The sequence below is a fragment of the Pseudomonas khorasanensis genome (genome assembly GCF_014268505.2).
GTDB classification, from domain to species: domain Bacteria; phylum Pseudomonadota; class Gammaproteobacteria; order Pseudomonadales; family Pseudomonadaceae; genus Aquipseudomonas; species Aquipseudomonas khorasanensis.
Genome location: NZ_JABWQP020000005.1, coordinates 82,395 through 95,778, shown reverse-complemented (window position 1 = coordinate 95,778; position 13,384 = coordinate 82,395). Strand labels below are relative to the sequence as shown.

The 13,384-nt window shown below is 59.9% G+C and carries 10 protein-coding genes; 5 read left to right on the top strand and 5 right to left on the bottom strand.

Annotation, left to right across the window (positions count from 1 at the left end; translation table 11 throughout):
• The first annotated feature begins 246 nt into the window (after positions 1-246).
• Entirely contained in the window at positions 247-1,911 is a 1,665-nt protein-coding gene (ettA, locus tag HU727_RS13685; RefSeq protein ID WP_003228391.1) for an energy-dependent translational throttle protein EttA, read from the top strand.
• A 347-nt stretch (positions 1,912-2,258) separates the two neighbouring features.
• Positions 2,259-3,596 (top strand): NADP-specific glutamate dehydrogenase, encoded by a 1,338-nt coding sequence (gdhA, locus tag HU727_RS13680; RefSeq protein ID WP_186532437.1) that lies wholly within the window; start codon positions 2,259-2,261, stop codon positions 3,594-3,596.
• Here the strand turns inward: gdhA and HU727_RS13675 are convergent.
• From HU727_RS13675 to HU727_RS13660, 4 genes are all read right to left on the bottom strand, one after another.
• The gene (locus HU727_RS13675) at positions 3,593-4,087 is read right to left on the bottom strand and encodes a GreA/GreB family elongation factor (RefSeq protein ID WP_186532438.1); all 495 of its coding nucleotides are present in this window, start codon (positions 4,085-4,087) and stop codon (positions 3,593-3,595) included. The genes gdhA and HU727_RS13675 overlap by 4 nt on opposite strands.
• A gap of 48 nt (positions 4,088-4,135) precedes the next feature.
• Positions 4,136-4,510, bottom strand: coding sequence for a hypothetical protein (locus HU727_RS13670; protein WP_186532439.1), 375 nt, complete (start codon positions 4,508-4,510; stop codon positions 4,136-4,138).
• Positions 4,511-4,709: 199 nt separating this feature from the next.
• Entirely contained in the window at positions 4,710-6,563 is a 1,854-nt protein-coding gene (locus tag HU727_RS13665; RefSeq protein WP_186532440.1) for an Lnb N-terminal periplasmic domain-containing protein, read from the bottom strand.
• A 271-nt stretch (positions 6,564-6,834) separates the two neighbouring features.
• Positions 6,835-7,323, bottom strand: coding sequence for a DUF3015 domain-containing protein (locus tag HU727_RS13660; protein ID WP_016773112.1), 489 nt, complete (start codon positions 7,321-7,323; stop codon positions 6,835-6,837).
• Between the two features lie 300 nt (positions 7,324-7,623).
• Here HU727_RS13660 and HU727_RS13655 point away from each other — a divergent pair, with 300 nt between their 5' ends.
• Entirely contained in the window at positions 7,624-10,062 is a 2,439-nt protein-coding gene (locus tag HU727_RS13655) for a Lon protease family protein (protein ID WP_186532441.1), read from the top strand.
• A 324-nt stretch (positions 10,063-10,386) separates the two neighbouring features.
• Positions 10,387-10,701 (top strand): PA4575 family protein, encoded by a 315-nt coding sequence (locus tag HU727_RS13650; protein WP_186532442.1) that lies wholly within the window; start codon positions 10,387-10,389, stop codon positions 10,699-10,701.
• Between the two features lie 36 nt (positions 10,702-10,737).
• On the opposite strand, the gene HU727_RS13645 is transcribed toward HU727_RS13650, so the two are convergent.
• Positions 10,738-12,567: a hypothetical protein gene (locus HU727_RS13645; protein WP_186532443.1), complete on the bottom strand. Its 1,830-nt coding sequence runs from the start codon at positions 12,565-12,567 to the stop codon at positions 10,738-10,740.
• 160 nt (positions 12,568-12,727) lie between these two features.
• On the opposite strand from HU727_RS13645, the gene HU727_RS13640 reads away from it, so the two are divergent.
• A complete protein-coding gene (locus HU727_RS13640; RefSeq protein WP_090286455.1) occupies positions 12,728-13,216 on the top strand; it encodes a TIGR00645 family protein in 489 nt (162 codons plus the stop codon).
• The last annotated feature ends 168 nt before the right edge of the window (positions 13,217-13,384 follow it).

The window sequence follows — 13,384 nt, the reverse complement described above, 5'->3', positions numbered from 1 at the left end:
ACTATAAGCCGGACGCCCAAAGGGCGGCTAGCATGCCTTGAGTCGTGGCGAAGTGCCAGCCCCTCGCGGCTGGACTGCCACCGGTCATTAAGGTAGCTTTGCCCGTTAAACAGGGGCGTCCCGGCTCCTGCAATCAGGCTTTTTCTGCGCGCACGCATTGATAACCATCAAGTGAACGACGCGCACGGTCTGGCCAGGCCTCGCCTGCGCTTCAATCATTCATCTGTCACTGACCCAAGGTTCTCCATGGCTCAATACGTATTCACCATGCATCGGCTGGGCAAAGTTGTTCCGCCGAAGCGGGAAATCCTCAAAAACATTTCGCTGTCCTTCTTCCCTGGCGCCAAGATCGGCGTGCTCGGTCTCAACGGTTCGGGTAAGTCCACGCTGCTGAAAATCATGGCCGGCGTCGACACCGAGTTCGAGGGCGAAGCCCGTCCGATGCCGGACCTGAACATCGGTTATCTGCCCCAGGAGCCGCAACTGGACCCAACCAAGACCGTGCGTGAAGTGGTTGAGGAAGCGGTCAGTGTGATCAAGGATGCGCAAGCGCGTCTGGACGAGGTCTACGCGGCTTATGCCGACCCGGACGCCGACTTCGACAAGCTCGCCGCCGAACAGGCCAAGCTCGAAGCGATCCTGCAGGCCAGCGACGGTCACAACCTGGAGCGTCAACTGGAAGTCGCCGCCGATGCGTTGCGTCTGCCGGCATGGGACGCCAAGGTCGAACACCTGTCCGGTGGTGAAAAGCGTCGTGTGGCGCTGTGCCGTCTGCTGCTGTCCGCCCCGGACATGCTGCTGCTCGACGAACCGACCAACCACCTGGATGCCGATTCCGTGGCGTGGCTGGAGCACTTCCTGCACGATTTCCCGGGCACCGTGGTTGCGATCACGCACGACCGTTACTTCCTCGACAACGTCGCAGGCTGGATTCTGGAACTGGACCGCGGCGCGGGCATTCCTTACGAGGGCAACTATTCGGGCTGGCTGGAAGCCAAGTCCGATCGTCTGGCCGCTGAATCCAAGCAGCAGTCGGCCCATGAAAAAGCCATGAAAGAAGAACTGGAGTGGGTGCGCAAAGGCGCCAAGGCCCGCCAGTCGAAATCCAAGGCACGTCTGCAACGCTTCGAAGAAATGCAGTCGCAGGAATTCCAGAAGCGCAGCGAAACCAACGAGATCTACATCCCTGCCGGCCCACGTCTGGGCGACAAGGTCATCGAATTCAAGAACGTCACCAAGGGCTATGGCGATCGCGTGTTGATCGACAACCTGTCGTTCTCGATGCCCAAGGGCGCCATCGTCGGCGTGATCGGCGGTAACGGTGCCGGTAAGTCGACCCTGTTCCGCATGCTGATGGGCAAGGAAACCCCGGATTCCGGCACCATCGAAGTCGGCGAGACCGTGCAACTGGCGTGCGTCGATCAGAGCCGCGAAGACCTCGACGGCAGCAAGACTGTGTTCCAGCAGATCTCCGACGGTTCCGACCAGATTCGCATCGGCAACTACGAGATTCCGTCGCGCACCTACGTGGGTCGCTTCAACTTCAAGGGCGGCGATCAGCAGAAGTTCGTCAAGGACCTGTCCGGTGGTGAGCGCGGTCGTCTGCACCTGGCGCTGACGTTGAAGGAGGGCGGTAACGTCCTGCTGCTCGACGAACCGTCCAACGACCTCGACGTGGAAACCCTGCGTTCTCTGGAAGAAGCCTTGCTGGACTTCCCGGGCGCCGCGATTGTGATCTCTCACGATCGGTGGTTCCTTGACCGCGTGGCGACTCACATCCTGGCGTACGAAGACGACTCGCAAGCGGTATTCTTCGAAGGCAACTACACCGAGTACGAAGCCGACCGCAAAAAGCGCCTCGGCGAAGCAGCGGCCCAGCCACACCGGGTGCGTCACAAGAAACTGGCCTGATCGGGCTGGTTGCAGAAAAAGCGGAGCCTTCGGGCTCCGTTTTTTTTGCCCATATTTTCAGTCAGACCGCGCCGAGCCCTTCGCGAGCAGGCTCGCTCCCCCAGGCGGAATACATTTTCAAATATGGGCGCAAGCCTGCTCGCGAAGACGGTGTAACTGTTGGTGCAAGGTATGGATATGCACTCCCTGATCCGGTGCAAAAACAGGCCAAAAAAGGTCCTGATTTATATCCTGTGCACCATTTAATTTCATAACTGCGACATTTTGCTCTGTTCCTGTGCGCAAGTCGTTTGCTAAAGTCCGGCTCAATCGCTTCCAACGACAATAAATTTGCCGAGACTTTTCCCATGATCGAATCCGTCGAATCCTTCCTTGCGCGCCTGAAAAACCGCGACCCGGATCAACCTGAATTTCACCAGGCCGTCGAAGAAGTGCTGCGCAGTCTGTGGCCGTTTCTCGAAGCCAATCCGCATTACCTGACGTCAGGCATTCTGGAGCGTATTTGCGAGCCGGAGCGCGCCGTGGTGTTTCGCGTGTCGTGGGTCGACGATCAGGGCAAGGTTCAAGTCAATCGTGGTTTCCGCATCCAAATGAATAGCGCCATCGGGCCGTATAAGGGCGGTTTGCGCTTTCACCCTTCAGTAAACATGGGTGTGCTGAAATTCCTCGCCTTCGAACAGACCTTCAAGAACTCGCTGACCTCGCTGCCCATGGGCGGCGGCAAGGGCGGTTCGGATTTCGACCCGAAGGGCAAGAGCGACGCCGAGGTCATGCGGTTCTGCCAGGCGTTCATGAGCGAGTTGTATCGTCATATCGGCGCTGACGTTGACGTGCCGGCCGGTGACATCGGCGTGGGCGCGCGCGAGATCGGCTTCCTGTTCGGCCAGTACAAGCGGCTGAGTAACCAGTTCACCAGCGTGCTCACCGGCAAAGGCATGACCTACGGCGGCAGCCTGATTCGGCCGGAAGCCACCGGGTTCGGCTGCGTGTATTTCGCAGAAGAGATGCTCAAGCGTCGCGGGCAGACCGTGGAAGGAAAACGCGTGGCGATTTCGGGATCCGGCAACGTTGCGCAATACGCGGCGCGCAAGGTCATGGATCTGGGCGGCAAGGTGATTTCCCTGTCCGACTCCGAGGGCACGTTGTACTGCGAAGCAGGGTTGACTGAAGATCAGTGGCTGGCGCTGCTGGAGCTGAAAAACGCCAAGCGCGGGCGCATCAGCGAGCTGGCAGGTGCACAGGGGCTGGAGTTCCGCGCCGGCCAGCTCCCATGGTCGCTGCCGTGCGACATCGCGTTGCCGTGCGCTACGCAGAACGAACTCGACGCCGAAGCCGCGCGCACGCTGTTGCGCAATGGCTGCGTATGCGTGGCCGAAGGCGCGAACATGCCGACGACGCTGGAGGCTGTGGATATCTTTATCGAGGCCGGCATTCTGTTCGCGCCGGGCAAAGCCTCGAACGCCGGCGGCGTGGCGGTGAGCGGTCTGGAGATGTCGCAGAACGCCATGCGCCTGCTGTGGACGGCCGGCGAGGTGGACAGCAAGCTGCACGCGATCATGCAGTCGATCCACCACGCTTGCGTGCATTACGGCGAAGAAAACGGTGAGGTCAATTACGTCAAAGGCGCGAACATCGCCGGCTTCGTCAAAGTCGCCGATGCGATGCTGGCGCAGGGCGTGGTTTAAGCCGGTTCGATGCGGATGACTTCGATCAGTTGATCGCCGGCAGGCCGTTGCCATAGCACCTCATCGTTGAGCCGGGCGCCAAGCAGTGCCCGACCCAGCGGTGAGGCCCAATTGATCAAACCCTGATTGGCATCGGCCTGATCCTCGCCGACCAGTTGTACGCGATGCTCGGTGTCGTGCTCGTCGGCAAAAGTCACCCAACTGCCGATTTGCACTTTGTCAGTAGAAGTCGCGGTGAGCGCAACTTGCGCGCTGCTCAGGCGTTGATTGAAATAGCGCAGATCCCGTTCGAGATCCGCCGACCGTTGTTTGTCACCCTGGTCACCCTTGGCCGCCTGCTCGGCGTGCAGGGCTTGCAGTTCGGCGACTTTGGCCTGTAACTGCGCCAGGCCCTGTGGCGTGACGTAGTTGGGCTGCGTGCTGACCTGACGTTCGACGGGTTGATCAGCCTGCGCGGCGGCGTTGTCTTCGTTGACGAATGCGCGACTCATGGTGTCCTCCTGTTATAGGAATTGGGCCATGGTTGTCGGCATTTGGTTTCAACGGATGTCTGTAAGCGACTCAGGGCGATCGATAGCCCGCCCGACGTCCCGGTCTTTCTGCTGTTGCCAGGCGCGCTCGCGTTCGTCCCAGTGCTCGTTGCGATACTGCTCGCGATCCCGGTTTTCCAGCATCGCCTGGCATTGGCGGAAGCCGTCGGTCCAGCCTTCGGCGTAGAGCTTGTCTTTCAGGTAGCGCGGTACGTTCTTGCGAAACTCGCCGCTGATCGAACCGGCGGCCTGGCGACCGCTGACACAACCGTCGTCAAAGCCGTCGGCGAAGGCGGGCGGATAACCTTTGGCAATCAAATCTTCATGGGTGGTCTGGCAACCGCCCAGCAACAGCAAAACGCCCAACCCCACGCACCGCCACATCGCATTCTCCCGCGCCGGTTTTCGGCTGATAAGGGAAGTCTAGAAGGGGATTGGTCGGGCGGCTGTCGTAGGCGGGTGAAAAATCTGTCAGCCGCACGAACCAATGTGGGAGCGAGCCTGCTCGCGAAGGCGGTGGGTCAGTCGACACTAAGGTCGCCCGACGCGACGCATTCGCGAGCAGGCTCGCTCCCACAGGGGCTCAGTAGTGATACCACTTCACCTCAAGCATGACTTCGGTCTCCGGCGTCGCCAGATGGCTGAATTCACGCTGCGCACTCAGGCGTAAACCAAGGTTGCGCGACAGCTCCCACTGCTGGTTCAGGCTCAGGCTGCGACGCACTTCGCCGTTGAAGAAGTAATCGCCCTTGGCCTCAAGGCTCAGATTGCCCAACGGATTTTTCCACAACACACCGGTGTTGAAACCGCCGGCCGGTGACACAAATTCGGCGAAGTCATTGTTGTGCTCCACGCGCACCGTACCGAGGGCGAAGCCGAGCACGTCTTCGCCCAGTTGCCAGGTACCGCCGCCGCCGCCATTGACGTGGCTGACGAGTGTTTCGTCGTCATGCTTGCCCGGCACGCGTTCCAGGCCACCGGTGACTTGCCACGACAAGGGTTGCAAGAGCTCGTTACGCGGCGTCAGTGAACGAATCGTCGCCAGGTCCAGTTGCTGCAATTGCCAGTCGTTGCCCTCGTACTGGCGCAACTTCAATTGCAGGATTTCTATCTGCGCGCCGAGGGGGAAGCTTTCGGCGTTGTCGTTGAGATCGTGATAGGCCATGCGCAGGCCATATTCGCCAAATGCACGGTCGCCGCGGGTGCCGAGACCGGCCTGCCAGGTACGTGATTCATGGCCGTCTTCGGGCAGGCCGGGTTGCGGGATGTCCAGCTCCGGCGCGGGGTTCTTGTTGATCGCCCGCAGCAGTTCGAAGCTGCGCTGGGCGCGTTGCGGGTCGCGTTCCTGACCGTTGGCGCGGTAGCGCTCGAGGCGATAGGCCGCGTCGACGATCAAGGCCTGGCGCTTGCGGGGCAGCGCTTTGAACGCTGGCTGCTGCAATACCTGTTGATCGGCGCTGACTTTCAGCACCCATTGCTGCTCATCGTCGCTCAACGGCTCGGCGCGGCTGAGCAGTTCACGCTCGCGGGACGGGCGATATTCGATGTGCTCGACCAGTCCGGCCTCTTTCACCGCTTTAACGGTGTCGGTGGGGATAGCGGTCAGCGGAAATTGTTCTGTCAGGCGCAGGCTTGGGCGCGCCACTTGCAGCAGTTCCAGCAAGCGATACGAGCAGTTTTCGTCGAAGAAGAAATAATCGAACTGAATCTGTTTGAGCTCCCACACATGCTCGACCATGCGCGCGGTTTCTTCCTGAGTCAGATTGAGCCGGTACTCCCACAGGTCGCGGTTCTCCAGGCTGCGGTACTCAGAGAGTTTTTCCTGGTACGGCACCAGCGCGAACAGCCCCGGATAGCCGCCCATCAAGCCCTTCCAGGCATAGAGAATGCTGTTGTCCGAGCCTTCGATGTAGGCGCCGAAGTTGATGGCGTAACTGAGCAGGGAAGTCTTGTCGGCCTGCACATCGGCCTGATCGATGCGCAGCAGGGTGTGGCCGAACATCGACGAGGGGCTGTTGAGGTACGCCGCCGGAAAAATCATTACCGCGCTGTGCGGCGAAACGTCCTTGAACCATTTTTTGTATTCAGCGCATGCCGGCGTGGGCAGGTCGGTGAGGTTGAGCTGCGCCTTGATCCAGCGTGTTCGTGCCGGATAGACGCACTGAGCGTGTTGCTCGCCAAGACCGGCCGGGGCGTACAGCGCCTGCACAGTCGCGGCCAGCTCTCGGTCGGGATGCTCGTTGCCATCGGGCGCCAGGAAGAACTTCTTGTCGCTGACGTAACTGCGCCAGCCACCCAGCTTGGCGCTTTCATAGTGGCCTAAGGAAATCCAGAAGCGGTCGTTGGCCAGTTGCTGCAAACGTTGAGGATCGATGTGAGGCGCGGCGGACAGCGGGGCGCAGACACAGAGCGCCAGCCAGGCAAGGCGTTTGAGCATAGATGGCAACTTAAGTCGAAAGAAAACAAAGACCCTGCGCAGTTGATACCTTTCGGCCGAATCCGCGTCCACCCTGTGGCGAGGGAGCTTGCTCCCGCTGGAGTGCGCAGCGCTCCCCGTTCTTCAAGAGCGGGGGCGCTTTGCGCCCCAACGGGAGCAAGCTCCCTCGCCACAGGGTTCAGCGCATGTATTCGACTGATCTGGCATCGCTCAGAAAGGGCAGTCCAAAAAAAGAAAACCCGCTTCCCGAAGGAAGCGGGTGGGGTCGAGCTTAAGCCTGAGTTGCGTACTTGGCCAGACGTGGGTCCGATTTCAGTACCGCCAGGGTGTTGGTATGCACGTCTTCAGCGGTCACGTCAGCCTTGCTGAAGATCTGCTGGAAGTGCTCGTGGGTCACTTGAGCGAAGTGTGCGCGATCTTCCGGTGCTACGCCCAGTACCACGGCATAAGTCGTCAGCGCTTCGCCGTTGCCTTTGGCCATGTCTTCGGACAGCTCGTTCATCATGCCATTCATGGCGAACCAGGATTTGCCGCCATAGGTCAGCGACGCGTTGGTGGAGCAACCGTTGGTGCCGGAAGTCATACCGAACGTGGCGTTGCCGGAAGTGCCGTTGGTGGTGGATGCGAGGAAGTGAGCCGGGGTGCCACGCTGACCTTCAAACAGCATGTTGCCCCAACCGCAATCCGGGCCGCCCGGGGCTTGCGCCATTGCGTTGATGGATACAGCGGTGAAGAGAGTACCGAGAAGAATCCGTTTCATAGCTTTGTTCTCTTTATGTGCATACCAATGGACAGGGTTCTGGCCGCCCCAGACTCTGTGGAAACAGAGCCCAATGAAGCCAGTGGGCCGGTATTAGTTCCAGCCGCGCAGTTTGGAGTTTAGGCACGTTCCAGCGGTTCCGTGATTTTTTACAAAATATTTGGAATAAACCCCGATTCCACGGGCCGCGCCCAGCGCCCGAGCGCTTGTCTATGCTTTGTCATGTGGCGCGCCTTGCCAGTGGGGCACGGGCGGCGCCAGAATGCCGCTACCTGCCCCGCCCGTTTGTAAGGAAGCCCGATGCCTGATTCTGTTGCTGCCAGCTTGCGTCTTGCGCCAGAAGCGCTGACCCGTCCGTTTTCCGCTGAACAGTTCAGCTTCACTACCACCAATGATCTGGAGCCCTTTCGCGGTGTGCTCGGCCAGGAACGCGCGGTCGAAGCCTTGCAGTTTGGCGTGGCCATGCCTCGCCCCGGTTACAACGTATTTGTCATGGGCGAGCCCGGCACCGGTCGGTTCTCGTTCGTCAAACGCTACCTGAAAGCCGAAGGCAAGCGTCTGCAGACGCCGGCGGACTGGGTCTACGTCAATAATTTCGACGAGCCCCGCGAACCCCGGGTTCTGGAATTGCCATCGGGCACCGCGACGTCGTTCATTGCCGACATCAACGGGTTGATCGATAACCTGCTGGCGACCTTCCCGGCGGTCTTCGAGCACCCGTCCTATCAGCAAAAGAAGAGCGCCATCGACCGGGCATTCAACCAGCGCTACGACAAGGCGCTGGACATCATCGAGCGTCTGGCCCTGGAAAAAGACGTCGCCCTGTACCGCGACAGCAGCAACATCGCTTTCACGCCGATGCTCGAGGGCAAGGCGCTCGACGAAGCTGAGTTTTCGCAGTTGCCGGAAGCCGATCGCGAGCGCTTCCACAACGACATTTCCGGCCTTGAGGAGCGTCTCAACGAAGAGCTCGCCAGCCTGCCGCAATGGAAGCGCGAGTCGAACAACCAACTGCGTCAGCTCAACGAAGAGACCATTACCCTGGCCTTGCAACCGTTGCTGTCACCGCTGTCGGAAAAGTACGCCGAGAACGCCGCCGTCTGCGGGTACCTGCAAGCGATGCAGGTTTATTTGCTGAAAACCGTGGTCGAGCAACTGGTCGATGACAGCAAGACCGACGCCGTCGCGCGCAAGCTGCTGGAAGAGCAATACGCGCCAAGCCTGGTGGTCGGGCATCCTTCCAGCGGCGGTGCGCCGGTGGTCTTCGAGCCGCATCCGACTTATGAAAACCTGTTCGGTCGCATCGAATACACCACCGATCAAGGCGCGCTCTACACGACCTATCGCCAGCTGCGTCCGGGTGCGCTGCATCGCGCCAATGGCGGCTTTCTGATTCTTGAAGCGGAAAAAATGCTCAGCGAGCCGTTCGTGTGGGATGCGCTCAAACGCGCCCTGCAGTCGCGCAAACTGAAAATGGAATCGCCGCTGGGCGAAATGGGCCGTTTCGCCACCGTGACCCTCAACCCGCAACACATCCCGTTGCAGGTCAAAGTCATCATCATTGGCGCGCGGCAGCTGTACTACACGCTGCAGGACCTCGATCCGGACTTTCAGGAGATGTTCCGCGTTCTGGTCGACTTCGACGAAGACATCCCGATGGTCGACGAGAGCCTGGAGCAGTTCGCCCAATTGCTCAAAACCCGCACCTCGGAAGAGGGCATGGCGCCGCTGACCGCTGATGCGGTGGCGCGACTGGCAACGTACAGCGCACGGCTGGCCGAGCATCAAGGGCGTTTGTCGGCGCGCATCGGCGATTTGTTCCAGCTGGTCAGCGAGGCTGATTTCATCCGCCACCTGGCCGGCGACGACATGACCGACGCCGGTCACATCGAGCGCGCACTGAAAGCCAAGGCCACCCGAACCGGGCGTGTGTCGGCGCGGATTCTCGACGACATGCTTGCCGGCATCATCCTCATCGACACCGATGGCGCGGCGGTCGGCAAGTGCAACGGGCTGACGGTGCTGGAAGTCGGCGACTCGGCGTTCGGCGTGCCGGCGCGGATCTCCGCCACGGTGTACCCGGGCGGCAGCGGCATTGTCGACATCGAGCGTGAGGTCAACCTCGGCCAGCCGATTCACTCCAAAGGCGTGATGATTCTCACCGGCTATCTGGGCAGTCGTTACGCCCAGGAATTCCCGCTGGCGATTTCGGCGAGCATCGCCCTGGAGCAATCCTACGGCTACGTCGACGGCGACAGCGCATCGCTGGGCGAGGCATGCACACTGATTTCGGCGCTGTCGAAAACCCCGCTCAAGCAATGCTTCGCGATCACCGGTTCGATCAACCAGTTCGGTGAAGTGCAGGCGGTGGGCGGGGTTAACGAGAAGATCGAAGGTTTCTTCCGGCTCTGCGAAGCGCGCGGTTTAACCGGCGAGCAGGGCGCGATCATTCCTCAGGCTAACGTCGCTACGCTGATGCTCGACGAAAAGGTGCTGAGCGCAGTGCGCGCCGGGCAATTCCATGTGTATGCAGTGCGTCAGGCCGATGAGGCGCTGAGCCTGCTCGCGGGCGAGCCGGCCGGTGAACCGAACGCCGATGGCGAATTCCCCGAGGGCAGCATCAACGCCCGGGTGGTCGAGCGTCTGCGAGACATCGCCGAGATGATCAGCGAAGACGATCTGAAAGAGGCCGAGAAGGAACTGGCGCAGGAGGCTCTCGCCGAAGCCAAACCGGCCTGATCCATTTCACACCAGACCCTGTGGGAGCGAGCCTGCTCGCGAAGACGATGGATCAGCCCACTTATCTGTCGGTTGACCCGACGCCTTCGCGAGCAGGCTCGCTCCCACAGTCGTTTTCCGATTGATATTTGCGCCGATCTTCGTCAATAGTGCCACTACTCTGGCGTCAAACTTCACACAATGACCATTCGGCGCCTTCTGGTTCCATTTGGCTTGCGCGGGACACTTTTCTTCTATTCTCAGGTCAAGGATATCGACAGTATCACTGGATCGAGCCAGTCCTCCCGTGGGGGCTGAATACCGGCTTTACCGAGGGTCGCCGCCATGTCGCGCAACCTCTGTCTCACCCGTCAATGCCTGGGTCTGGTGACCCGGATCGAATGCGCCGTCAAGCCGCTGGCCGGCGATAACGGCATGTGGACGCTGCTCTTCGCCGCCGGCATGGCCGGCGAACAACCTTCCGCGATCAAAGCCCAGGGCCCGTTTCACGGACCGGTGGCGGCTGAGTCGATTCTCGACACCATCGTCGAGAGCCTGACCTTGCATGGCTATGAACTGGCCGACGATCCGCAGATCTGGAGCCTGCACCTGCAAGCGCAACTGCGCCAGATCAACGGCGGTCGTGGTCGCAGCCTGTAGGCGCTGTCGCAGGCTGCGATCTTTTGATCTGGCCCTTCAAGGAGCAACATCGTCCGTCGGCGCTTTGTCGAGCTTGACCTCGAACCCGTATTGCACGGTGGCGAGGTCAGTTCGCTGATAGCTTTCCACCTGGGTTGGGCGACCGTAAAAATAGTGCACGGCAAACAACGCCGGGCCTTCTGTGCTTGCGTCGTGGCTGACCGACAGAATCTGTTTGAGGTAATGCCCGCTGTCGTCCTTGACGAAAAAGCGCCATTCGTTGGCCGGGAACATGTTGCGATCCACCACCAGCGTGTTGTCGTTGATCTTCAGACCTTTGGGCAATGACTGCGCGTCGTAGCTCTGTCGGGCCACTGTGGCCAGAAACAACGGCATCGAGCCTACGGCAATCTCCGGTGTTTCGGGGAACAGGTTCAGATCGTAAGTAATGGTCGCGCGCAGCGGATCGACCTGATAAGCCTCGGGCGGCAGTTCGATCGGTTCGTCCAGTTTGCCGCCACGCTTTTCAGTAAAGAAGGTGACGGGGCTAACGCCGGGATTGAACTCGTCGCCGAGCATTTCATCGTTGAAGGTGCGGCGGTGAGAAAACTCGATACGCGCCGCGCTCGGTTCTTCCACGGACTGATGAATGCGCACGCCGGCCTTCAGCTGCTCTTCCGTCAGGCTCGCGCCCTTGAGCCAGTTACGGGCCTGATCGTCGTAAACCACCACTGGCAGGTCGAGCGGCTGAACGACTTTTGCCGTGGTGCGCGGATTGAACGTGCGAATCGGCAGGTCCAGGTCTTTGCGCGTTACGGTCGCCGAGGAGAAGTCGAGTACGCTGATTTCCAGTGTTTCGATGGGGCCGTGGAAATACACCTTGTTGTAGCGGCGCGGGTGCTCTTTTTCGAATGCTTGCTGATCGTCGCTGAGCTGCTTTTCCAGCGTATCGCTCCAGCTCTTCTGCTTTTGCAGCTGCGCCAGTTGCTTTTGATAGAACGCGACCTGCTCCGGGCTTTCGTTGATCGAGCCGGCGCGCACCAGGTATTGACCAGTGGCGTCGCGGGCCTGGACGATCAGTGGATTGATGCGGCTATCGGCCACTTCGGCAGCCAGCGGCAGACTGTTGCTGACTTCGACTTCAGCGTAGTTCTTCGCAAGCTTCAGCAGTTTGACGCTGAGGTTGTCGTTGGTGCGGGTCTGGCCGACGTCTTTTTGCGTCAGGTCGAAACTGTACAGCCGCCGTGGCGCGATGACTTCGATCTGGCCTTGCAAGCTGACCGGTTGCGGCAGGGTTTTCTTGTCGACATTCAAACCATCGATGAACGGGTAGGTGACGGTCAGATCGTCGGGGTTGGTCACGTTGGAACTGGACGGGCTGAGCTGAATGCCGGGATCGGTTTCCGACCATTCCGGCTGATAGGCGATGACGCGTTTGTTGCTCAGCGTCACCGAGCGCCATTCGATACCGTGCGGAAACAGGAAGCCGCCGGGTATGTCGAGGTTGAGCGGGAAGACCGGTTGCAGGTCGGTGAGGTAATCGGAGCTGGCGTCCTTGTGCAGCACGAACAACCCATTGATGAAGGTATCGACCAGCGCCTGCGGGGCAGGGTAGTGCTTGAGCACGGCGAGGGCGTCTTCGCCGTATTCGGTATGGGGCGTGATGTCGTCGAGCTTGAGCCGGGCTCTTTCCAGCAACAGCAGCGAACCGCCGAGTTCAGTGACGGCGTCCTTGAGTTTCGGATCGCTGATCGCGTCCAGTGACTGTTCAAAGGTCGCTGTTTTTTCGTCGAGGCTGGCGACGTGCTTCTCATCGCCGGGCGAGCAGCCGCCCAACAGCAGGGCCAGGCAGATTGAGGCGGTCGTCCACGGTAATCGCACATCCATTTCCACGCGTCCTGTCCAGTATTACTGGGGTGTCAATGGTTTGGACACTAGCAGAAAAACCTTGTCACACACACGCAGGTCGCGGATTTTTCGGCGGTTTCTGGCTGTCATGGCGGGCTGTTATACTCCCCGCCATTTCCAGCCCCCTGTGTGAGACCCAATGGAACGCTTTATTGAAAATGCAATGTACGCCACCCGCTGGCTGCTGGCGCCGATCTACATCGGTCTATCCCTCGGTTTGCTGGCGCTGGCATTGAAGTTTTTCCAGGAAATCGTGCATATCCTTCCCAACGTCTTCGCGATGGCCGAATCGGAGCTGATCCTGGTGCTGCTGTCGCTGATCGACATGGCGCTGGTCGGTGGTCTGTTGGTGATGGTGATGATTTCCGGCTACGAAAACTTTGTTTCGCAACTGGACATTGACGAAGGCAAGGAAAAGCTCAGTTGGCTGGGCACCATGGATTCGTCTTCGCTGAAGATGAAGGTGGCGGCCTCGATCGTGGCGATTTCCTCGATCCATCTGCTGCGCATTTTCATGGACGCCAAGAATGTCGATCCCGAGCATCTGATGTGGTACGTGATCATCCACATGACGTTCGTGATTTCCGCGTTCGCGATGGGTTATCTGGACAAAGTCACCAAGCATTGATCAGGTTGTTGACCGATCAATCGGCCGCCCGTCTGTTGTGAAACAGACGGGCGGCTTCGTTTGTGGCCTGTGCTTTGGCGCGAGCGCCAATGATTGAGCATCTGTGCTAGTCTGCTCGCCCTTTTGGTTCCGGGCGCGCCGGGACGCGCTGTGCACGCACGGCAAGTC

Excerpts from the sequence above, each read along its gene's own strand:
- HU727_RS13645 (WP_186532443.1), bottom strand. The coding sequence starts at position 12,567 with ATGGATGTGCGATTACCGTGGACGACCGCCTCAATCTGCCTGGCCCTG.
- HU727_RS13675 (WP_186532438.1), bottom strand. The coding sequence starts at position 4,087 with ATGAGTCGCGCATTCGTCAACGAAGACAACGCCGCCGCGCAGGCTGAT.
- ettA (WP_003228391.1), top strand. The coding sequence starts at position 247 with ATGGCTCAATACGTATTCACCATGCATCGGCTGGGCAAAGTTGTTCCG.
- HU727_RS13660 (WP_016773112.1), bottom strand. The coding sequence starts at position 7,323 with ATGAAACGGATTCTTCTCGGTACTCTCTTCACCGCTGTATCCATCAAC.
- HU727_RS13670 (WP_186532439.1), bottom strand. The coding sequence starts at position 4,510 with ATGTGGCGGTGCGTGGGGTTGGGCGTTTTGCTGTTGCTGGGCGGTTGC.
- HU727_RS13665 (WP_186532440.1), bottom strand. The coding sequence starts at position 6,563 with ATGCTCAAACGCCTTGCCTGGCTGGCGCTCTGTGTCTGCGCCCCGCTG.
- HU727_RS13640 (WP_090286455.1), top strand. The coding sequence starts at position 12,728 with ATGGAACGCTTTATTGAAAATGCAATGTACGCCACCCGCTGGCTGCTG.
- HU727_RS13655 (WP_186532441.1), top strand. The coding sequence starts at position 7,624 with ATGCCTGATTCTGTTGCTGCCAGCTTGCGTCTTGCGCCAGAAGCGCTG.
- HU727_RS13650 (WP_186532442.1), top strand. The coding sequence starts at position 10,387 with ATGTCGCGCAACCTCTGTCTCACCCGTCAATGCCTGGGTCTGGTGACC.
- gdhA (WP_186532437.1), top strand. The coding sequence starts at position 2,259 with ATGATCGAATCCGTCGAATCCTTCCTTGCGCGCCTGAAAAACCGCGAC.